We start from the raw sequence: 23,189 nt of genomic DNA, 5'->3' as shown, positions 1-23,189 counted from the left end.
ACTAAACTCAATCTAAAATTTGTTCAATAATCTTTTTTGTAATTACATAAGTAGGCTTCACCCCTGAAGTACCTAATCCCCCCGATGCTAAGGTACTTCCTGTCTCTAGAGGGTTATCCGAGGCATAATACGCGTAACGCACTTTTACATCTGATTTTAAACTCCCCCTGATTTTAGAGGCAGCTTGTATGGCTTTTTGATAATGGGCTCCTTCCATTTCCAACCCAATGATATTCCAGGTACTTTCATGAAAAAACTTCAGGATATCCCGGTTCTGTAAAGACGTACCCAAAACCGTAATCATAGCTCCATCATAAATATCAATATTTTTATTCTTAAAATTTGCTTTCTTTAATTGGTTATCAAACGGATAATTATCTGCCGTACCTTCAAAAACATGTGCGGACGGAATCATTACATCTCCTTTTCCACCATCCAATATACCTGCTTTACCCATGATCGAAATGGATTTTACGTCCAGGTAAGCCGTATGCTTCGGTTTTATATAAGGTTTTAACAATTCATCCATCGTTTCGTACGCCTGTTCTCCAAAAGCATAATCCATCACAATAAGTACTGGTATCTTACTTTTATCTTCGGCAGTATCTTTTGCAAAACTAGCATCCTTTGACAAGTCAAAAATCTGAACATCAATATTAGTCCCGCTTTGATCCTTTAAAAAAGTCATTCCGTTTTGTACGGCCCACTTTTCCACTTTAGTTCGCAACTTACCATTTACTTTTTGGCTTAAGGCTTCGTACAACTCAAATTCGGACTTTTTTTTCTCAGACTGTAACGCTTCTTTAGCATACAACGTATTCATCACACTATGCATATTTGCACTAATAATGTGCAAAGGCCGGGTAAGTAAATCCAACTTTTCTAATTGCTGCTTAATCGTACGAGCCCAGATTTCTCCATGTATATGGTGTCCTAAACGTTCTCTTAATACCGGGCTAAAGGTAACAATTCTCTTCTTATTATCTAAGGTTTCTTCAAGGGCCAAAGAACCCAACCAATAAACAATATGTAAAAACCGATCCTTATTTTCTGCACAGCTAAATTTATTATAGATCTCCGAAACTTCACTAAAGGTTCTTCCCAATACACTTGCCGTATGAGTTAAAGCTACTTCCTCTTCGATTTTAGAAAGTTCCGCTTTACTAAGAACCACACTTTTTAAGCGTTTCCAATCCCGGGTAACACTCCCTTCCTCATTAATTAAAACCCGGTCTTTAATTTTATGGGATTCAATAAAAAGATAAGTAAGGTGGGTTAAAATATCATAAATATCAGACCTGCCCCGGGTGATTTCAATATTCATTTGTTCCGCATCGATACGGTAACAATTTCTTCTCCTCTTTGGCGGAATAATCGTTTCAAAATGCGAATCTTTATAGCCTTCCTCACTAGTAAGGTTAATATAACGACATTCTTCAATACCTAAGGGCAATCGGTCCATTACGTACAATAAACCATTAAGTTCTATCTTAGCATCCGCAATAGACCCATAAATTTCGGGGCGTAAGATCAGTAAGGATTCCCGTAAGGTTTCTCCGGATACCCCCATAGGTTTATAAAATCCCCGGTTAAACAAGTGCCGCATCGTAATGTACATACGTTCAATTGCATTTGAGCTCTCCTGCGCCCGGGTTCTTATTCGTTCTTTCATTAATAGAAATTGGTATAATCCAATATTAAAATAGAAGGCAACTATTTATAAAAGTAAACTAAAACTTTAATACTTCTATACGAACTTCCTTCTGCCAGTAAAGTGGCAAGCTACTAATTTTAAAGATAAATATTTCGTTATCCGGGAAAAAATAAGTGCTAATTAAACAGATTGAATATTAACCGGTGAAATTAGTGTTATATCTTAAAAGATTGTAATTGATCTGCAATTTTTCGATCATTTGCTAACCGCGGAAGCTTATTTTGTCCGCCTAATTTACCAATAGATTTCATATATTCAGTAAAACCGCCTACTCTAATTGGCGTGATATGTAAAGGTTCTAGAATTTTTCCGGTAATCAGATCATCATAATATGAGTTTTGTTTCCGAAGGTTATCGTCAATAGTTTTAGCCAAAGAACATACATCCTCTACTGGTTGACTAAACTCGATAAACCATTCGTGATATGGAAGTTGCCCTTCTTTAACTTCTATTTGAGGAGCAACAGTGAATTCATTGATTAAAATATTTTCTCCTTGTACCGCAGCTTGTAAAGCCTGCTCCACTTCTTTTCCGATAACATGTTCCCCAAAAGCTGAAATAAAATGCTTAATCCTACCGGAAACGATTACCCGGTAAGGAGAAGTACTGGTAAATTGTATGGTATCCCCCAGGTTATAAGCCCAAAGTCCGGCGTTTGTAGAAATTAACATCACATAATTTTCTCCTATAACTACATCTTTTAACAAAAGCCTGGGTGGGTTTTCATCAAAAAACACTTCGGATTTGACAAACTCATAAAATATTCCGGAGTCTAGCTGTAATAACATACCACTGTCCTTTTGCGAATCCTGGAAAGCAAAAAACCCTTCAGAAGCCGGGTACAATTCGATACTAGGAATAGATTTACCATTTAGTTTCCGGAAAATAGGTCGGTAAGGTTCGTAATTCACCCCGCCGTAAATAAAGAGTTCAAAATTTTTAAATAAGCTTCCTATTGGTTTTCCTGACTTCTCTTTGAGCCGTTCAAAATACATTTGAACCCAGGGCGGGATACCACTAATTACTCTCATGTCCTGGTCAATTGTTTCTGCTACAATCGCATCTACCTTTTTTTCCCAGTCTTCCATACAATTGGTTTCCCAACTAGGTAACCGGTTTTTTTGTAAATAGCCAGGCACATAATGCGCTACGATACCCGATAAGCGACCCAGACCAATACCATTTTTAGTGGTCATCTCCGGACTACCCTGTAAAAAAATCATTTTACCATCTACAAAAGAAGCTTTCCCGGTCTCAGCAATATAACAGAGTATCGCATTTCGTGCCGCATGAATATGGGTCGGCATGGATTCTTTCGTTAGCGGAATGTATTTAGACCCACTGGTAGTTCCTGAGGTTTTTGCAAAATACAAAGGTTTGCCGGGCCATAATACATTTTCTTCTCCTGCAACCACACGTTCTACATAAGTACGGAGTTGTTCATAATCCCGGATAGGAACACGCTCCGTAAAATCCTGGTAAGAAGTAATATTTTGAAAATCATGATCTTTCCCAAAAGCAGTTAGCTTTGCTTCTTTAATTAATTGCTGAAAGACCTTTTCCTGTGTTTGATGAGGAGTACTAGCCCATATTTGAATCTTTTTTGTAACATATTTTGCAAAGACTTTTGCTGCTATGGATTTTAAAGACATACCCGATTAATTAAAATCAATAAACTTTTGAGGGTCCATAGGAAATCCGTCCCTCCAGATTTCAAAATGCAAATGAGGGCCAGTGGTTAAACTTCCTGTAGATCCGGCGATTGCAATCACTTCTCCCTCCTTTACCTGTTCCCCCTGTTCTTTACTAAGCGAAGCATTGTGTTTATACACGGTAATCAAGTCATTAGCGTGTTTTAACAATATGACATGCCCGGTTTCTGAAGTCCATTCCGCAAATATCACCGTTCCCGCAGCGGCTGCCTTTACCGGGGTGTTTTTTTCAACTGCAACATCTATGGCATAATGTTTTTCTTTTAAGTTATATGAAGAAGTAACCGATCCTTTTACCGGCGGAAAGAAAGAAAATCCTGCGCTTTCCTTCTCTTTTTCAAACAAGCTGTATTTATCCTCTTTCGATACTTCTTCCCTTAACTTTATATCTTCTTCAGAAGGTTGTAAATTGACCTGCTCCGGATTTACTTTTTGCGCCTGTAAAGCCGAGTCTATATCAAATTCAACCGTTTCTACATTTCCTTCTAAAACCTGCTTAATCGCACTATAATACTGTTGGTTAATAGTTAATACCGTACGCAAAGAATCAGCGGTCGTCACCAGGTCATTTGCTTTTTTATCCAAAGCCGTAGACGAATAACCCGGAATATATTCTCTAAGTGGGGTAAAAGCAATTAAGACTGTTGTAAACCCAACTAAAAATATGCTACCGATCGTTACGATTACAAATACGTTTAAACGGGTAAGTTTAAAAGAAATACGCTCCTCAAAAGTATCCTCATTTAAAATGACTAGCCGATACTTATTTAAAAGCTTTCGGGTAATTCTTTTAGGTTCTTTTTTCTTTTTAGCCATGTAAAACCGGAACGTCTGATTAGGGTTTAAGACAAATATACATAGAACTGCGTATGTCTTCTACTTTACCTTTTAAAAATTACATTTCTAGTATTAGAGTCCGGTTGAAATAAATAAAAGTTTAGAAAGCATAGTAAAATAAGGTAATCTTAAGATTTGAATTATTTGGAAGCTACTTTTTTAAAGTAATTTGTTTTTTACGTGACTATTCTATAATCTTAATTTTCAATATTATAATAATCAGTCTTGATTCGTAATTCTAGAAGCGATAGCGACCTGCCCGTCTGCAGGCGGGTCTTGAATCTTTACCGGACACTAATGATTTCCTATAATCTTCCGTACATAACGATTGAGCATTCAATTTGTTATGCATAGATTAGTAAAACGAACAGAATTAACGTTCTATAATCTAATTTTAACGCTGTAAAAATAAATTTGGCAAAATTCTTAGTACCTTTGTAAATCAAAATAGAGCGATATGATGACTTCAACTATATTTTTAGGAATGTTAGGCCCCTGGCAGATTGCTTTAATCGTAGGTGCTGTGCTTTTATTATTTGGAGGTAAGAAAATTCCTGAATTAATGCGCGGACTGGGCAGTGGCATCAAAGAATTTAAAGACGCTACCAAAGAAGAAGACGAACCAGGAAAAATCGAAGACAAGAAGTAAGTAGGTTTCTTGTTTTATCAATCAAAAACAGCTTTCACTTGTCTTCCACTACGGCATGGCATGATATACCCATTATAAATTTAGGTAAAAAAGCTTGCTCTAAAGCCAGCTTTAGAAATATTTGATGCCAATTTAGGAAGTTTTGAACTACACTGTTCTATTACAAAACCTACAACAACCTCAAGGACTTAATAATAGCTTCCAGTTCAAACATATTATCTCTTTTTAAACTTGAGGGGGCCAGGATAAAACCTTCCAGAACCACATAGCGATTCTTATCTGTATCTTTTATCATATAATTTACAAAAGGTCCGGCAAGAAATCGGTTTTTAATTTCCCAGGTACCTTTAGTTACAAAAGTTGGACGTTTAGCAACTTCCTTATGATATAAATAAGGAGCGTAGGCTTCTTCAGTAACAAAACTACCCGTATCCGTAGGGATCTTCAGGCTTCCTACAGAGTCCCTGATTTTAATAATATCAGCAATCGTATTAGTATCAGATAGAGTATTATCAATAGGTATTTCGTAGATAATTAAGTTCATATCACCATTCGGAATATCTTTTCGTAACCAGAGAAAATCATCATCCTCCCTTGCAATCCGATAGGCTGAAGGAACTTTTAAGCTTAACCCAAATTTTGATTCCAGCTGCGGCAGCTTTTCCAGAGACTTGGCAATACGTCGTTGCTTTTCCTTAGTTTCTACTGCTTTTAATTTTTCAGAAATTTGTTCTATTTGTTCCCGGATTATCGCACTCTGTTCGGCCAGATTTTTACCGGTAATAACAACACCTAATTGCGGAGTAGCAAATTTGTTCGATATATAATCTACTTTAGTAACCGATGCATTTTCAACCTTTAAAAATGTTCGGTTTTTTCGGGCAATTCCTGAAAATGCCGAAGGAGGGATCTGTCGCATAGAAAACAAAGGTTCTTCCTGGGGTAATCCGGGTACCTCTGCTCCAAAATATTTACGGATCGTATCTCCCAGAGCTCCTTTCCATGCTTCCGTTTCAATGACGACAGAGAGTTCGTTAATTCGCCCTACGGACTGAGCCATAGCCCCCTGACGTTCTTTTTTCTTATCCTTAGTATCTGATGCACATCCTATCAGTAAAAATAGGCCAGAAAGTAATAGAAATAGCTTATTCATTTTTCAAACTTATAAAATATAGTTCTAAATATTATAGGGTTTAACAAACAAAACAACTAACCGTATTTATAATAAAAATGCAATCAGGTAAACCCTAAAAGTTTAATATTAGTTCAAAAAACAGGCAGCTGATATATAGATAAGTAAACCACTACCAGACCTAGAGCAAAGACCTTACCGAAAATTGAAATATAACCCTTTAACAAAGAATTAAAATAGCTAAAGCCTCTTAATAAGTGTTGACGTGGCTCTACTTAAGATTTAGAAATTTTTAGTTTCATTCCGGGCTTGATTCCCGAACCTCTGATATTATTCCAGGTTTTTAAGTTTTCGATGGATACACCACTAAACTTTTTAGAAATACTCCATAAAGTATCTCCGGATCGTACCGTATATATTTTGGCATTCGAAAAGTCTTGTTTCTTAGCCGCAGCTACTTTTGAAGAAGAAGAAGTTACCGGTTTTTTAGGGAAGATAGAAAGGCGCTGTCCAATACGCAAATTATTGCTTCGTAAACCATTCCAACGTTTAAGTTGGCTTACCCGCACCCCAAACTTACGTGCGATTTTACCCAGATAGTCTCCGCTACGCACACGGTATCGAATTTTGGATTCAGCTTCAAATAGCTTAGGTAACGGCTTTTCTTGTTTATCAAATTCGGCTTTTGCAAGAGCATAAACTTGGGATTCATTTGCCACAAAAGTTCCAGTTTTTTCTAGCGGAAGACGTAACACATAATCCTCATCTTTTACAAAAGGAATAATATCCAATTTATAGGAAGGGTTTAAAAATTGTAATTCTTCAATAGGAATGTTCATCGATTCAGATACATGTTCTAATCGGATGGTTTGTTTCACTTTTACCGTATCTGTTTCAAAGTAAGCAAACTTTGGCTTTACCGGTTGAAGGTCATGCTCTTCTGCAAATTCAAAAATATACATGGTTGCCAGAAAAGCGGGCAGGTACCCTGCAGTTTCCCTGGGTAAATAAGACCTGATATTCCAATAATTTTTATAGCCACCACTTCGCCGAATTGCTTTAGTTACATTTCCCGGGCCTGAGTTATAAGAAGCCAGTGCCAGATCCCAATCTCCAAAAATTTTATACAAATTAGCCAGATATTTACAAGCAGCTTTAGTAGCCATAATAGGATCCATACGTTCATCTACATAAGAACTCACTTCCAGACCGAACTGCTTACCGGTACCAAACATAAACTGCCATAACCCGGTGGCTCCTACCCTGGATTTCGCCCTGGGCCTTAAAGCAGATTCTACGATTGCCAGGTATTTTATTTCAAGCGGAATATTTTGCCTATCCAATTCCTGTTCAAACAATGGAAAGTAGAAATGACTAAGTCCCATCAAACGTTCCAGGTGTTCCCTACGATTTTTCAGGTAACTTTTAATAACACTTTCCAGGGATTTATTATATGCGATATTAAAAGGTGTGCGCTGATTTAGCCTTGCCAAACGGGCTTTTAAAGTATCCGTACTTAATTCAGGATACACTACCTCTTCATAAGTTTGCTCCGTAACAGTTCTATAAATTGTATCAAAGAGACCGGAACTATATAATTCCTGTTTCCAGCGAGCATCCAGATCCGCAAGTCGATGATGATCTTGAGGATTGTACATTACCGTATCTTTTAAAACTTCCGTAACTAAAGTATCTGCTATAAATTCGCCCTTCGACTGAACTTTTTGAATCTGCGTAGTAATTTGAACCGTATCCTTTTTAAGAATCGGTAAGGTGTCTAAAATAATCGTGCTAACTCGATGGATAGACGGCTTACTAAGGGAATCATTTTGAGCTTGTATATGTACGAAGCTTGTCAAAAAACTAAAAAATAATATATATAACTGGGTTATCCTCACGTGTCGTATTCCTTTTTTAATGAAAACAAAAAATTAATGCTAAAAAACAGTACGAAAATCGTGTTTTTTTATTTAAATGACAAATAATCAATAGATTAAAAATAAGAAAAATCAGTCAAAAGACTGATTTTATCTATAAAACATCAATTAATAAGAATATTCTTACTGATATTACGATGTTATAGCCACAATTCCTGGTAAGGTTTTTCCTTCTAGGCTTTCTAACATAGCGCCCCCTCCGGTAGAAACATAACTTACTTTATCTTCAAAACCAAATTGTTTAACCGCTGCAACCGAGTCGCCACCTCCTACTAGTGAAAAAGCACCTGCTTCTGTAGCTTCTGCAATAGAATTTCCTAAAGCAATCGTTCCTTTAGCAAAATTTTCCATTTCAAAAACCCCTAGCGGACCGTTCCAAAGAATAGTTTTTGAAGCTAGCAACACCTCATGGAATTTTTCTAAACTCTTAGGACCTACATCCAGACCTTCCCATCCGTCCGGTATTTGATCTATAGCCACCGTTTGTGTATTTGCTTCGTTGTCAAAAGCATCTGCTGCAATAACATCTACCGGTAAATGCACTTCTACCTGCTTTTGTTTAGCTTTCTTTAAAATTTCCAACGCAAGTTCCTGCTTGTCATCTTCACAAATTGAATTACCAATCTGACCTCCCTTTGCTTTAATAAAAGTATAGGCCATACCACCGCCTATAATCAAATGATCCACGGCATCCAGTATGTTTTCAATAATCGTAATTTTAGAAGAAACTTTAGACCCTCCCAATATTGCCGTGACCGGGTGTTCTCCCGATTTTAGAACCTTATTAATACTTTCAATTTCTTTTGCCAGAAGTTTCCCAAAACACTTTTGGTCTTTAAAAAACTGAGCTACTACCGTAGTGGATGCATGCGCTCTATGTGCCGTTCCAAAAGCATCATTAACATAAACATCCCCTAATTTTGATAGTTTCTCTGCAAATTCCTGGTTCCCCTCTGTTTCTTCTTTATAAAAACGAAGATTTTCTAATAGTACTACTTCACCACCTTTTAAAGATGTAACTACCTCTTCGGCAGTGGATCCCACGCAATCCTGTACGAACGTCACCTGTACCCCCAGGATATCAGATACCTTATTCATGATATGTTTGAGTGAATATTCCTCTTGCTTCCCTTTGGGCCTGCCCAGGTGTGACATTAGTACCGCACTTCCCCCATCTTCAAGGATCTTGATAATCGTAGGTTTTGCAGCTTCAATTCGGGTGGTATCCGTAACTTCATAAGTATCGTTTAACGGAACATTAAAGTCTACCCTGATTAAGGCCTTTTTATTTTCAAAATTAAAATCTTCAATTGTTTTCATAAAGGATTGTGATTGTTTTGCGAAAATACTTCTTACCACTAAATATTTGAACTAATTTGGGTTAAAAAAATATAAAACCTATAAAATTAACCTTGGCTTAGTCGTTTAATTTCTAAAATTAAAGACTATCCGACTCAACCGAAACTGCTTCTTTTTATACTTTTACCTTTCTTATATCATAACCCATGCTTTTTTCAGAAATTCTTGGTTTGGATCACCTTAAAAAACACCTGACTACCAGTGTTGATAAAGGTCGTATCCCTCACGCACAACTATTTGTAGGAGCTAATGGTAGCGGTACCTTACCTATGGCCGTTGCTTACGCACAATATATATTATGCCACAACAAAAATCAGGAAAATAAAGATGGGAACGCAGCCTGTAATGTAAAGTTTGATCATTTAGCACATCCTGACCTTCACTTTGCCTTTCCGGTAGCTACCAATACAGAAGTTAAAAAACATCCTGTATCTGATAACTTCCTGGGGGCGTGGAGAAGTTTTATTAAAGAAACCCCGTATGGAAGCCTGTTTGATTGGCACCTGCGTATTGGTATCGAAAAAAAGCAAGGTCAGATTGGTGTTGATGAATCCTTAGAAATCGTAAAAAAACTCTCCTTAAAGAGTTATGAAGGTGGACATAAGGTAATGATCATCTGGATGGCAGATAAAATGAATATCGCAGCTTCTAATAAACTCTTGAAACTTATTGAAGAGCCTCCGGCTAAAACAGTATTTATTTTAATTACCGAAGAAGAAGAACATATCCTACAAACCATACGTTCCCGTTGTCAAGCCTTACATTTTCCCGCCTTAAGCGAAAAAGTAATCGCCGAAGCATTAATGGCAAAAGAAAATCTAGCAAGTCCTCTCGCTTCTAAAATTGCACATCAGGCAAATGGCGACTATAACAAAGCATTGCATTTAGTCCATCATGACGGAGGTGCTGACCAATTTGAAGAATGGTTTATCCAATGGGTTCGGGCTGCTTTTAAAGCCAAAGGAAACAAAGCTGCAATCAACGAATTAATCATCTGGAGCGAATCCGTAGCAGGTACCGGTCGTGAAACCCAAAAGAAATTTTTACATTACTGTATTGACTTTTTTCGCCAGGCTTTAGTGTTTAATTATGAAGCTAAACCTCTAGTCTACTACGAATCGGACGCCAACGGATTTCAACTGGAAAAATTTGCGCCTTTTATTCACGGAGCCAATATCCAGCAGATTTTTGAAGAAATCCAGTCTGCCTTATTCCACGTAGAACGCAATGGTAACGCTAAAATCATCTTTACCGACCTTTCCATCAACCTTACCCGTTTGTTACATAAAAAGGAAGAGTAAAATTAGGCTTAATACGTACACCCACATTTACTTTGCCTACAGGCAAAATCAAAACCTAAAGTGATCATATGAGAACCTGCTGCGGTACTTAAGTTTTCCAAACTTTCGTTAACCCCAACCTGGTATCCGTAAGCCACATAAAAACCTGCTCTTTTGATTCCGATCATGGGAGAAACCGATAGGGGTTTAAACTCCTGGTCAATAATAGAACGTAAAGTAAGACCAGCCCAAATATAATTCTGACGCATCAACTTACGAACTTTTATATTGATATCCGCTGCACTTCGACCATCACTAGCAAAGCTTTGGTATAAAATAGAAGGTTCGATCTCCAGATTACCAAACCTTCTGTAAAAGGTATACCCGGTATATAAATAATAATTTTGCAGTTTAGTAGGTTCTAATTCACCAAAATCATCAATTTGCTTATCAATAAGGTTAACAGCATTTGCACTTAAGAAAAAACGCCCTAACCGATATAATATTCCTAGGTCAAAATTACTGTTACCGTAGTTGATACTCTGTAAAGAGGGACTAATTGGATTATCCGGATCTCCATTATTAAATTGCGAAGTGTCAATGCCAAACTGCGTATACCGATAACTTAACCCAAAAGAAAGGTATTGATTATTGTATTCACTTAAAGTCAAATGATGGGCAAAAGAAACTTGAGCCCCCCTTTGTGAAGTAGCACCGTTACTATCATTAAAAAGAATAGCTCCTACCCCGGAACGATCAGAAATACGTCCGTCAATGGACAAATTCTGTGTACTAGGTCCGTTTTTAACCTGTACCCATTGTTCAAACCCGGTACCTCTCACCTGCCAGCAATCTCCAATACCGGCATAAGCACTCGAAATTAAATAAGGGTTATCCGCCAGGTACTGGTTCTGGACAGGAGCAAAAAGTTCCTGTCCGAAACCGGGTGTGGATATTCCTAAACTACAGAACAGCAACACCCCACATATATATCTTATATAGTTTTTCATATTATCTGTATAACGTAAAGTGCCCTGTAAATTCTTTGTTTTCAGCATCATTTAAGATCACCGTATACCAGTAGTCACCCGAAGGTAATTCCTGACCTTTATAGATTCCGTCCCATCCCCTTTGGAACCCTTTAAATTCAGCTAATAATCTGCCGTATCGGTCAAACACCCGAACTTCCATATTCTCAAAGAAGAAGGTTTCCGGAGTATTTGGATCCTGATCCGGTGTGATTTGTCTTGGATACCAGTAGTCTTCAAAGTCAGGCGTATTTGGATCATCCTTACCAGGAGTGAAGTAATTCGGTACTCTTAAATTAATATAAGTAAGAGGAACTACCGCAGTAAATTCACAACCTACATTATCTATTACCTGAACATAATATTGACCAGTTCTTCTAATTACAAAGATATTCTCTTCCAGTAAACCGTCTTCAAAATCTTCATTCGTTAAATTAGTAATCGCATCCTGAATCACCGTATCCGAATCATCTAATCGTACATTATCTAGTCGGATAACAATGTAAGTATAGTCATCAGAATTTCCATCAGCGCCCCCGTCAATAAATAGCTCATATTCATTAGGATCACTGGTGTTTCCGGTCATCTCAGCTCTTAAATTTGTAAGAGGTATATATTCATCTACCGTGATGACACCTAAATCCCTTTCACAACCACGGCTATGAAGCATTCTACCTTGGTATTCGATACCAGGTTGTACAATATAACGTCTGGGGTCATTTGCCGATTGAATTGGTGCCGGATTTGCCGGGTCAACTGCTTCCAGGATGTATAAAATATCAACATTATTATCAAGCACATCTGTTCCAAAGGCGTCAAAGTCCACATAATAGGTTAAGGCCTGAATTTCAACTCCGGTAACCGGATCAAAAATAGGACAATCCCGATCTGGTTGTAGATTTCCGTTGATATCCACTCCCGGTAAGACCTCTACCGGTAATTCAATACGACAATCATTTACATCCCGAATAAATACAATAGTCTGTCCGCCCGGAAGGTTATCTATAAATAGGTTCGTAGGATCAACAACAGGTTGAAAATCCGAATCTTCATTCGTAATATTAAACTCATAAGGCGCCGTTCCTCCGGATATCTCTACGGTTACCGACCCATCCATATCTCCCGCACAAGTTTCAGGCATCACAGTTCCAACAATACCCGCCATGATTTCCGTAGGTTCGAGAATATTTATTTCAAATACCTCAGAACATCCGTTTGCATCCTGTACCTGTACTTCATAAGGTGTGGTCGGATCATTAGGAGCTAACATGGTAAAAACATGTTCTCCGTTAATTCCATCCGAGTCATCACTAAAGTTCACATTTGGTTGAGAACTAATAGCAAAAGAATACGGACGAGTACCTCCTTGTGCAAATACCCTAATTTGTCCATTGCTTTCTCCAAAACAAAGTACATTCGTTACTTCAGGTTCAATCCTTTCAAATAAAGGTGGGTTTGCAATGTTAAAGGAGAAATCCTCTTCACAACTTCGATCCGTACTCACATAATAGGTATAATCTCCCGGAGGTAATCCATTAAAGAAACTTGGAGGCACATCGACTCCATCCACCGGATAAGGAGCATCCCTGGTATCTGTAAGAGTAGGACCCGGCCAAAATTGACCGGTACTATTGTTTACTAGTCTGAAATTATAGGTTCCAAAACCTCCGGAAAGACGTGTTTGTCCGTTTACCCGAAGTAAATCTACCGACCCGGTAGCTTCATCTCTACAATTAATTACAGCTTGAACTAAATCCAATTCAAAAGTGATATCTTCCAGTAATATAACGGGTACCGGATTTGAAAAAGGAGAACGACAACCCGTATTATCTTCTATATAAAAACGATATTCTCCTACTCCTAAAGTAAAATTACCTGTAGTATTATTAGCTACCGGATTATCATTTGAATCCACTGCAAAATAGGTTGCTACTGTTCTTCCTAACGAGGCATCAGCAGTACCGGATATAGTAATAGTCGCCTGTGTATCTCCACAATCCAATAAAGAAATAGCATCAATGGCAACTGTAGGTTCAGCTGGCTCGATAATTTGAATAGGCGCAGTTGCAGCCGAACAGTTAAAGTTATCATAGGCTGTAATGATATAGTCACCAGCTGCTAAACCACCAAAATTACCGGAATCAACTCGTGCACTTTCTGTACCTCCTACCGGAGTAATTGTATACTGGATAGGAGTATTGATTGGATCTACATCAGTAGCAGTCGCAGTGGCAGAAATACTTCCGTCCTGTTCACGGAAACAAGAAATTGGAGTAGGCGTAGCTGTAATCGCAACATCATCCGTTGGAGGTAATACTTCAAAAGTTTCAGTAACAGGAGAACAGGTCACACCAGAACTTAAAACATCAGTAACAGAAATGGTATATAGACCTGCACTTAAGTCTGTAAATAAACCGGTACTATTTGTAGCTGAACCAACAGAAGGTGCTGGTGAGATCATATATGTTGCAACACCTTGTATACCAGTTGCTGTTGCCTGAACTGCTCCATTATTATTCGGATCACAAAACTCTTGATCATTTATTGTAAAGAGTATTATTTCCAAAGGCCTATCCGGACCGGAAATACTAACGGTTGTTGCAGCAGTACATTCCGGGAAATCATTTTCCTGAACATTTATGGTGTATGTTCCAACACCTAAACCAGTGCCCGTAGTAGGTGGTACAATAAAGTCTTCGGAGGTGGTAGCAATATTTCCATCAGTAGCTAATGTCGTTCCTGAAGTAACACTGTTATAAACTATTGTACCTGATTGATCTACAATAGTATAATCAAAACCTCCTTCGTAATCCGTAATGGTCAAAGTAGCGCGTCCGTCCATTTGATTAAAACAATTTTCAGGGGTTTGTTCAACCGCAGTAATATTTATGAAATCAAATGGTGCAATAGTATGGAAAATAGATTCCGTACATCCGGTAGCATCATCAGTTACCGCTAATTCAAAAACATCTCCCGCATTTGTCACTAAAGGAAACGTAAACTGAGAAGTCAATGTTCCTGCAGGTTCATTTTGTGTCAAAAGTACTACCCCGGTATTATCTAATAATGTAAAGGTAAAATCTCCAGTACCTCCCACTGCTGTAACTGTAACCTGCTCAGGTAAACTTGTATTACAAGAAGTACTTCTATCTACAACAAAAGTCGGATCTTCTAAAATTGGCAAAGGTGCTATGGTTTCTGTAGTAATTGCCGGATTGGTTACACATCCATTGCTATCTGTAACTGTAAAGTCATAACCTCCATCTATAGGTGCCTCCAGTGTAAATTGAACACCAGTGGCAGTTGCATCTTCATCTGTAATGTTAATTTCGTTTCCGGATATTCCTCCTGGACCCGTGTAGCTCACGTTATATGGTGCAGTACCTTCTTCAATAGTAACAGTAATTACTGAAAAAACCGGATTATTAGTACCTGTAGTACAGGAAAATCCACTTTGAGCTGTAGTTGCAACTAACTCATTAGGTTCGCCTATGGTTATATCATCAAGAACAGTAGTACAACCTTTATCAGATGTAATCACAATATCATAATTACCGGCAGGTAAGGGTATGATGCTATTATTAAAGATTGGACTTGTTTGAGGTCCTGCCAAAACCGGAGTTGATATACCCGGTGCTCCATCTGCTGTATGTATGGTATAGGTATATGGTGTATCCGGATTAAGTGTAGTACTTGGGTCTAAAGTAACCGTAATTATACCGTCATCACCACCATTGCAGCTTACATCCGTACCTACTGCGGTAGCTACAGGATCCGTAAATCCTTCAATGGTAATTTCAAAAGTATCCATACAACCAGGGGCTGTTCCTACACCACTATCAGTTACCTCTACGGTATAAGTTCCTGGTGCTAATCCAGCCCCCGGAGTATTATTTCCAAAAGTTACTTCAAAGGTAGCAGGAGAAGGGTTTTGCGCAATTCCTATGGCAGTCCCTACATTATCAAGCAATCTAAACGTTAAATTTGTAAAAACTTCAGATCCTCCTGAAATTGTTGCAGTTATAGTTGCGTCATCATCTCTACAGGTAGGCTCGGTAGCGGTAGCGGTAACATTTAGTTCCGGATATACGGTATATGTACCTGTATCAAAACAACCATTTTCATCACGTACATAGTATATGTAAGTAGTAACAGTATTAACAGCTCCAAGTGTAAAGGTAAAAGCATCATCATTATCACTATCTGGTTGATAATTAGGTAAACTACCGTTTCCATCATCAATTCCAAATTGTAATTGACCTACACTTGTATCTTTATCTGCAGTAACCGTAAAAGAATATATACCGCTAAAAGTACAATCATCAAAAACCGGAATTGGAGTAGTAGTAAAAGTAGGTGAATCAATTAGATCAATAGTTTGATTAATTGGTCCCTGTATACAACCGTTTGCATCTCTAACATAAATATCGTATGACCCTGCAACAAAATTCAAGGTTCCGGTTGTGTTCAAATAAGGACCCGTAGGTGTTGGATTCGTTCCATACGTGTAAGGTGGTGTTCCTCCCCTTGCAATTACCGTAATACTTCCTAGTCTTGGAGATCCTCCGATATCACATAATTGAGGTAGTACTCCACCTGGTTCTAATTCTAAGTCTGAAGGTTCATTAATATCTACCTGAACAGTAACTGCACAAAAGGGTTCTGATGGATCTGTAAAAACAATGTTATAGCGTCCAAAAGGAAAGTTGTTAATAGTTCCTGTGTTTGGTGCAGATCCCGCACTACTACCATCCAAAGAAGGTATTGGAGCACCTGTATCTCGATTAAAAACATCCCATTCGATACCCGTTCCTCCAAAATTGCTAACGTTATAATTAACTTCACCCGTACTATCTCCGGTACAAAGTACATCACTAGTAGTAGCAGAAGCCGTTATACCGTTAGGGGCTGGTGGTGTAGTAATGGTTTCACGATAAATACAATTTCCACTATCTCTAATTTCAATTATATAAGGAGTTCCGTAGGTAAAAGTACCTGCCGGGTATTGATGTACATTACCTCCGGCAGGTGGAGTATTATCTAATACAAATCCAGGTGGAAAGGTAGTACTTGTTACAGTACCATTTGTTTGAATAAAATTATCTAATCCCGGAATACCGACAACTCTTATTTCAAAATCTCTGGAACCATTTAAAATAAAGATATCAAATAAAGCACCGGAGACAGTACAGTCTGCTGTAACCGCACCTATTTCTATATCAATACCATTAGGTGGCGACTGTACCGCATCAATAGCTGTAGTAAAAACACATCCGTTTTCATCTGTAACAGTAGCATAATAAGAGCCAAAATTCAAGCCGTCAAATTCAAATTCTACATTGTCCGCAGTAGTTATAGTTGGATTCGCGGTTGTCGTAAATCCTGCTCCGGTTCCAGTCGGTACGATAGTGCCATTACTAAAAAACAAAGTATAGGTATATCCGGTACCTGTAATTGTACCACCAGTTGTATTTGCAACATTTACAGATCCATACATGAATGTGCTTCCAGAACATGAAGTTTCTTCTGCGTCAATAGTTGCATTGATAGGTTGAGGAGCAAGAACATTTATGGTTCCGTCGGTTCTACAAAATTTAGCATCACGAACTGAATAATTATATGTTTGTCCGGGGGAAGGTGCTCCTGTCAAACCGGAAAATCTACTCCCTGACTGCCATGTTACCCCATTATCAATACTGTATTCAAAAGGTCCTGTTCCTACAGAACTATCTATATTAATAGTTACAATTCCGGTATCTTGTCCGGCACATTCCACATTCTCAACATCAACTGATGTAATTAAAGGATCTACAACCGGTTGAATTATAATTTCTCTTGATTGTGCAATACAATTTGGAGTTGAACCATCTCGTACATCAATTCGATACGTTCCAGCCGTTGGTACTGATACAGGAGAAGTAACTCCTGCTTGAGAACCCGTACCAGTGGTAAGTTCAATTAAATCAAAAGTATAAGTTCCATCTCCACCATTGGCATTAAAAACAATAGTTGCATCCGGACTTGGCGTACAATCTAACTCTTTAGTTAATCCGGCAGTTATTACTAATTCCGGGTTAATTACTACAGTGATATCTGCAGAACAAGTACTCGCTATATTCGTTACAGATACGGTGTATGTTCCTGGTGTAAGATTAGGTACTTCAAACGTATCTGTAGTACCTCCTATAAAAGTTACTGTTTGAGATGCTCCCCTATCTATGCTGTATTCATAAGGACCCGTTAAAGCACCACCTCCGCCAGGAATAATTTGTATCCACTGAGAAGCTAAATTTGTAGTATCATAACAAGGGTCACCTCCGTTTGCTAAAGCTAAAGTTGGTACCTGAGTTTGATCCAAGGTAATTGTTTGAGAAACTACACAAGATGGATCAATACCTCCGTTATCTCTAACCGAAACCGTGTAGGATCCGGGAGCTAAGCTGGCAAAAGTATTGTTTGAATTATAGGCTACACTAGCAGTACCCGTTAATTCATATTGGTAGTTGCTTCTACCTCCTGTTGCCGTTACTGTAATAATTCCAGTATTGTTGCCACAATCCGCTTCATCAATATCCACGGTAAAGGAAAGAGGAGTTGCCGGTTCATCTATCACTACACTTTCAATAGAAAAACAGGCATTTGCCGGACTTGAACCGGTTGACGGGTCAGTTACCCGAATCCAATAAGTTCCTGCGGGAATGCCTGCAGGAATTATGGTATTATTAATTACCACCGGACTTGTAGTACTGGTAGTAGGTCCAGCTAGAGCAACCGCAGTAGGATTTGCTACCGGATCCTGATTAAATATTTCGTACGAGAAGGACGCGAATTGAGTTACATCTACTGTAAATTGAAAAGCCCCATCCGTATCACCAACACAAGTTACCGGACGTGTTTGCGAAGCACTGGTAATATCAATTTCCTCGATTTCATCTCTTATAAATGATGTAGTGAACTCACAATTATTATTAAAATTATCATTCCGAACTACGGTTACCGAATAAGGTATACCTCGGGTAAAGGTGATAGCCTGAACTCCGGTAGGTGTGTTTATCGTAAAATTTGCAGGTCCTGTTGCAGGAGCAGGTGTGATCGTAAATTCATAACTAGCATTATTATTAGTAATATCAGCGTTAGTTAGGGCGGGAGTTGCCGAAACATCAACTGTTATAGTCTGATTCACACAATCTGAATCACGCTCATTTGCGAATACAATACTATCAGGTTCCAGGCGTTCTTCTATGTCAATCTGCTGAGAAACCGGACAGGTTATTGGAGATCCCTGGTTTGCTACATAGATGGTATAAGTTCCGTCGTTAGGAAATTCATCTATAGTTAATGGTAAACTGGTTATGTTGGTGTATCCGGAAGCTGCATTAAAACTCCAGGCATAGTTTCCGGAACCTCCGGTAATAGAATTAATACGTACTGCCGCGTTTCCTGCATCTCCAGGATTACAAGTTAAAGGTCTTATTATTTCAATATCTGCTACAATCCCATCCGGAGTGTCAACTGCAAAAGTACCAAATAGTACCGGGCAAATCGTAGGTGGGGTGGTTCCGGGAGGGGTGGTATTGTTATGACTTACCCGTACGGTATAAAAATCATTATCCGGTACCCCGGTAAAAGTTATTGTTTCTAACGGAGATACAATAGTTTGTTGGTTTACGTAGAGTGTATCTGTGGCGCTGGTTCCTGTTAATAGTTCATAGGTATATTCCCTACCGGTAACCGAAGGGGAAACATCTACCTGGATCCTGGCTTCATCGCCGGGACAGGCAGGATTTATAGGGGTTACCGCATCAATTACAATAGGTTCATAATCCGGTATTACCGCATTAAAGGGTACTTCAATAATACAAGCCGGGGTACCACTGGGGATACTTCGATCACTTACAAAAAAGGTATAGTTAGGTCCGGGAGTTACCGTAGGATCAATTTGAAACCGATTACTGGTTTGAAAACTTCCGTTACCATTACTATATGCATAGTTTCCGGGAGGAGTTACGGTAATCTCCACAATAGCCTGAGTATCACAGGTAGGTGGTGCAATTAAAGTTGCCCGTCCACGAATATCCGTAGCTGAATTGATGGTTACAGTAGTATCCGCTATACAAGCAGGTCTGGGACGGTTAGAAATCATTTCTACCTGGTAAGTTCCTGGTAGTAAATTATCCTGTAAGTAACTTCCGTTATTAGCCCGACTATTTGGTATAACAATAGGATTTGTCAGTCCTCCTCCTGAGATAGTATATTGATATCTTGGAGTACCTCCGGTGATATTAATTTGTATGCCTCCGGTTCCGGTTCCGTTATCATCGTTAATACAACTTGGATTTATGGATGTAGCTACAAAAACGGGGTCAAAAGAAGGTACGTTAATAGTAGCTTGATACGTACAGCCACTGGCAAAACTTAAATCTTTAGCATAAACATCTACATCACCGGGAGTACTTATTGCAAAAATACCTGAGGTATTTGTAAAAGGTCCGTTAGGGTTTAAACTAAATCCAAAGTTACTTGGAACATTCGTTACGGTTACACTACCATCATTTCCACATTCAATGGGATTGGCACTTAATAAGGGTTGGTAATTATTTTTAAATACACTAAAATAAAAGGGAAGTACACAACCTCCGTCAAATTCTGCTAAGATTCTATAGTCTCCGGCATCTTCTACCGTAAAATTGGCTGTATCCCCGTTAGGAAGTTGTACCCAGTTACTATTTGTACAATCTACTGAAAGTAGAGAACAAGAGTCATTAGGGTCTAAAACACAACTACCGGAAGGAACTAATTCCTGCCAGGAAATACTGATTAGGTTCGTATCACTAAAGGAAGTAGATAAATCGAAAGTCCTATCCCCACATAATAAAATTTGAGGAACTTCTAATCCGGTACAATTAGTAGTAATAACATCATCACCATTTACAAAATCTAAAATAGGATTAGTAATATCCCTAAAGTCCTCTACATCAAATAATTCTGTTAGCGTCATACAGGTACCATCCGCAGGGTTCGTATCTTCTTTTATTACCTGATAGACTCCGGTTTGTGGATTGGGTACTACCAGTACATTTGCATTAGGGTTACTGGAAGTAAGTTGTACAATAGGAGTACCTATTCCAGGTCCGGTCCAAGTATATCGGTCGTATCCGGTTCCTGCTACTAGTGTCAAATTATTGTTACAAAAAGTAACATCCTGGCTACAAGGAGGCACTTCTACCAAAATATTAGAAGCTTCTCCTCCAGTCGTTTGACAGGCCGGGTCTATGGTACTACTACTTATAGTATTACCCGAATTTCCGGAAAGTACCCCGGTATATGTAGCTGTTGCGCTATTTTGTATAATATCTGAACAGGCATCTCTTAACTCTTCACAACTAGATACCAATTGCGCCCTAAAACGAATGCTGATAGGACTATCATTATTACCTCCATCTGCGGAGGTTTCTACTAAATCCGCTGGAATATCAAAAATGACAGTTCCCGGAGTAGGTTCTGTAAAAGTAACCCCCGGAGGAACAAACTCGATATTTATAAAATCCGTATTGGCTGGTAATATATCGGTTACTAATACCGTACCATTTACCAGATCTTCATTACCTATATTTTGAATTTCCAGGTCATAAAATATTTCATCACCCAATCGTACGTTCCCATTTGTTATTTCCGTGCCACTCAGGTCAAATACCCTTTTGATAATTCTTAATTCAGGTTCAATTACGGTTACGGAAAAAGTTCCTAAAAACACCGAATACCGGTCACCACCAGTTCGTAATTGAAAATTAGCACTAGTCTGATTATTTCCTATCAATCGATTACGGTCGTTTCCAAGTACAAATAAATCCGAATCAAAACCCATAGTATTCTGAGATGCCGGATTTCTTGGGGTAATGAACATATTATTTACAGTAATAGAACTGTTAAAGAAATTGGTAATCGGATTTATATCGTTCTGGTTATCAAAACCTGCTCCCAATGCTACATAATTGTTTGATCCCGGAGGGGTTCTTTCAATCAAAAGCTGGTCATTTAACCAACGTTTGTCTCCTTCTAAACCTGCAACCCCAAATGTAACGTCGATAGGCTGACTTCCTGGAAGAGTACGAAAACCACTAAAGTTAAAATCAACTTGTGGTGCTGGTGCTCCGGTAGCTGCAGGAAAAATCTGTACGTATCCATCCTGTACACTAATATATTTATTAGATTCTAATAAATTTTCATAAATCACTACCAGGGTCCAACCCCCACAAGCCCCGTCGCCTACTGAAGTCCAACCCTGAGTTGCATTCATATCTGCAACCGTATAAGTTCCAAAAGGATTGGCCGGGTCAATCAAATTAGTTACATCTGTATAACAAACATACTGCACTTCATCATTTGCTAAGAACTCCGCCCTATCCCCATCACGGTCACGGTCAAATACATCCGTCTGGGTATTTGTTGCTGTATTTGCATAACCGTCCCAAACCACATTATCAGCAGTTATATCAATATATGCTCCTCCTGCCGGAGTTTTAAACTTAATATTTCTAAAATCTGCAGGACCTGCTTTTCGGGGATCTGTAGCTGGTAGATCAATTATTTGCCCGCCACCGGTAGTAGAAAGTGTACCTAAAACAACCCCATTATAGTTATTTAATAAATTAATTAAATCCCCATTAAAATCATTTTGAGCATCTCTAATGGAACGACCTACGGATACGGAAGGAATATTAATGGTTCCTCCACCACTATTTCCTTCCAGTTTTGGAAGTTGATTTGTATCATTTACCAATACCACACCTACCGCTCCTGCACGTTGCGCGTTTAACACCTTTTGCCTAAAATCACAAGAGCCTCCTTTTCGGATGACCGCAATATTACCACTTAAAGCGGCACCGTTAGTGATATTACATCCGTTTTCCGGTTGTGCCACTACCAAGTAAGAAGTTACCGGACTAAACCTTATGTTTGAATTATCGTTACTAAATTGGGAATACCTTGCCGTATATTGTTGGGCAAAAGGACCATTATTTACAATTAATACCGTCCTTGTATTTGTATTATTCCCATCATCAATAGCATTCGCAGTAATAAGGGCAGGATCTAAATTATTTGGATTTCTTGTTCTGGCCATGTAATAGTTAGCAGACCAGTATAGACCTGCATATACAATTCTACTACAGTTTTCATCAGGTACCGTTAAATTTGCACTACTGGAACTAAAGGTACTTGGGTCACCATCGACATCAATATATGCTGTAATATACTCCCCATTTGCTTGAAACGGAGCATTATATGCAGCATTGGGATCTAAATCCGCACCGTCTTTATTAACAATTCCTACAATGTCATTTGCCGTTATGGTAAGATTTCCCCGTACATTATCTTGTGTAAATCGTGGTCCAAAAGGAATCAACTCCTGTGCAAATCCAGTTGAAGTTGCCCCTGCTATTAAAAGATATAGCATGGCAAACATCATCTTACGTATCCTTGTATGGATAAAGATTAATCTTTGTTGCGTAGTTTTTTGTTCCATATTTCTGCTTTTTGGGG

General features: G+C 38.5%; 10 protein-coding genes. 2 read left to right on the top strand and 8 right to left on the bottom strand.

Annotation, left to right across the window (positions count from 1 at the left end):
* Positions 1-7: 7 nt before the first annotated feature.
* From NBT05_RS05170 to NBT05_RS05160, 3 genes are all read right to left on the bottom strand, one after another.
* Positions 8-1,672 (bottom strand): DUF6909 family protein, encoded by a 1,665-nt coding sequence (locus NBT05_RS05170; RefSeq protein ID WP_265772392.1) that lies wholly within the window; start codon positions 1,670-1,672, stop codon positions 8-10.
* Positions 1,673-1,869: 197 nt separating this feature from the next.
* Positions 1,870-3,366 carry a GH3 auxin-responsive promoter family protein gene (locus NBT05_RS05165; RefSeq protein WP_265772391.1) on the bottom strand — a complete coding sequence of 499 codons (1,497 nt, stop codon included), beginning with the start codon at positions 3,364-3,366 and terminating at the stop codon, positions 1,870-1,872.
* Between the two features lie 6 nt (positions 3,367-3,372).
* Positions 3,373-4,242, bottom strand: coding sequence for a M23 family metallopeptidase (locus tag NBT05_RS05160; RefSeq protein ID WP_265772390.1), 870 nt, complete (start codon positions 4,240-4,242; stop codon positions 3,373-3,375).
* Positions 4,243-4,720: 478 nt separating this feature from the next.
* Here NBT05_RS05160 and NBT05_RS05155 point away from each other — a divergent pair, with 478 nt between their 5' ends.
* A complete protein-coding gene (locus NBT05_RS05155) occupies positions 4,721-4,912 on the top strand; it encodes a twin-arginine translocase TatA/TatE family subunit (protein WP_322874198.1) in 192 nt (63 codons plus the stop codon).
* A 169-nt stretch (positions 4,913-5,081) separates the two neighbouring features.
* Here NBT05_RS05155 and NBT05_RS05150 read toward each other — a convergent pair whose 3' ends face one another.
* The 3 genes from NBT05_RS05150 to NBT05_RS05140 form a co-directional block, all read right to left on the bottom strand.
* A complete protein-coding gene (locus tag NBT05_RS05150; protein WP_265772389.1) occupies positions 5,082-6,065 on the bottom strand; it encodes a DUF4837 family protein in 984 nt (327 codons plus the stop codon).
* A gap of 254 nt (positions 6,066-6,319) precedes the next feature.
* Positions 6,320-7,903, bottom strand: coding sequence for a lytic transglycosylase domain-containing protein (locus NBT05_RS05145; protein WP_265772388.1), 1,584 nt, complete (start codon positions 7,901-7,903; stop codon positions 6,320-6,322).
* A 210-nt stretch (positions 7,904-8,113) separates the two neighbouring features.
* Positions 8,114-9,301 (bottom strand): phosphoglycerate kinase, encoded by a 1,188-nt coding sequence (locus tag NBT05_RS05140; RefSeq protein ID WP_265772387.1) that lies wholly within the window; start codon positions 9,299-9,301, stop codon positions 8,114-8,116.
* A gap of 185 nt (positions 9,302-9,486) precedes the next feature.
* On the opposite strand from NBT05_RS05140, the gene NBT05_RS05135 reads away from it, so the two are divergent.
* Positions 9,487-10,641 carry an ATP-binding protein gene (locus NBT05_RS05135; RefSeq protein WP_265772386.1) on the top strand — a complete coding sequence of 385 codons (1,155 nt, stop codon included), beginning with the start codon at positions 9,487-9,489 and terminating at the stop codon, positions 10,639-10,641.
* Positions 10,642-10,649: 8 nt separating this feature from the next.
* On the opposite strand, the gene NBT05_RS05130 is transcribed toward NBT05_RS05135, so the two are convergent.
* Positions 10,650-11,630 (bottom strand): type IX secretion system membrane protein PorP/SprF, encoded by a 981-nt coding sequence (locus NBT05_RS05130; protein ID WP_265772385.1) that lies wholly within the window; start codon positions 11,628-11,630, stop codon positions 10,650-10,652.
* A gap of 1 nt (position 11,631) precedes the next feature.
* A complete protein-coding gene (locus NBT05_RS05125; RefSeq protein ID WP_265772384.1) occupies positions 11,632-23,172 on the bottom strand; it encodes a T9SS type B sorting domain-containing protein in 11,541 nt (3,846 codons plus the stop codon).
* Between the last annotated feature and the right edge of the window lie 17 nt (positions 23,173-23,189).

The organism is Aquimarina sp. ERC-38, from assembly GCF_026222555.1.
Lineage (GTDB): Bacteria > Bacteroidota > Bacteroidia > Flavobacteriales > Flavobacteriaceae > Aquimarina.
Note: the sequence above shows the minus strand (reverse complement) of the source record. Positions and strands in the feature narration are given on the sequence as shown.

Excerpts from the sequence above, each read along its gene's own strand:
- NBT05_RS05170 (WP_265772392.1), bottom strand. The coding sequence starts at position 1,672 with ATGAAAGAACGAATAAGAACCCGGGCGCAGGAGAGCTCAAATGCAATT.
- NBT05_RS05165 (WP_265772391.1), bottom strand. The coding sequence starts at position 3,366 with ATGTCTTTAAAATCCATAGCAGCAAAAGTCTTTGCAAAATATGTTACA.
- NBT05_RS05160 (WP_265772390.1), bottom strand. The coding sequence starts at position 4,242 with ATGGCTAAAAAGAAAAAAGAACCTAAAAGAATTACCCGAAAGCTTTTA.
- NBT05_RS05155 (WP_322874198.1), top strand. The coding sequence starts at position 4,721 with ATGATGACTTCAACTATATTTTTAGGAATGTTAGGCCCCTGGCAGATT.
- NBT05_RS05150 (WP_265772389.1), bottom strand. The coding sequence starts at position 6,065 with ATGAATAAGCTATTTCTATTACTTTCTGGCCTATTTTTACTGATAGGA.
- NBT05_RS05140 (WP_265772387.1), bottom strand. The coding sequence starts at position 9,301 with ATGAAAACAATTGAAGATTTTAATTTTGAAAATAAAAAGGCCTTAATC.
- NBT05_RS05135 (WP_265772386.1), top strand. The coding sequence starts at position 9,487 with ATGCTTTTTTCAGAAATTCTTGGTTTGGATCACCTTAAAAAACACCTG.
- NBT05_RS05130 (WP_265772385.1), bottom strand. The coding sequence starts at position 11,630 with ATGAAAAACTATATAAGATATATATGTGGGGTGTTGCTGTTCTGTAGT.
- NBT05_RS05125 (WP_265772384.1), bottom strand. The coding sequence starts at position 23,172 with ATGGAACAAAAAACTACGCAACAAAGATTAATCTTTATCCATACAAGG.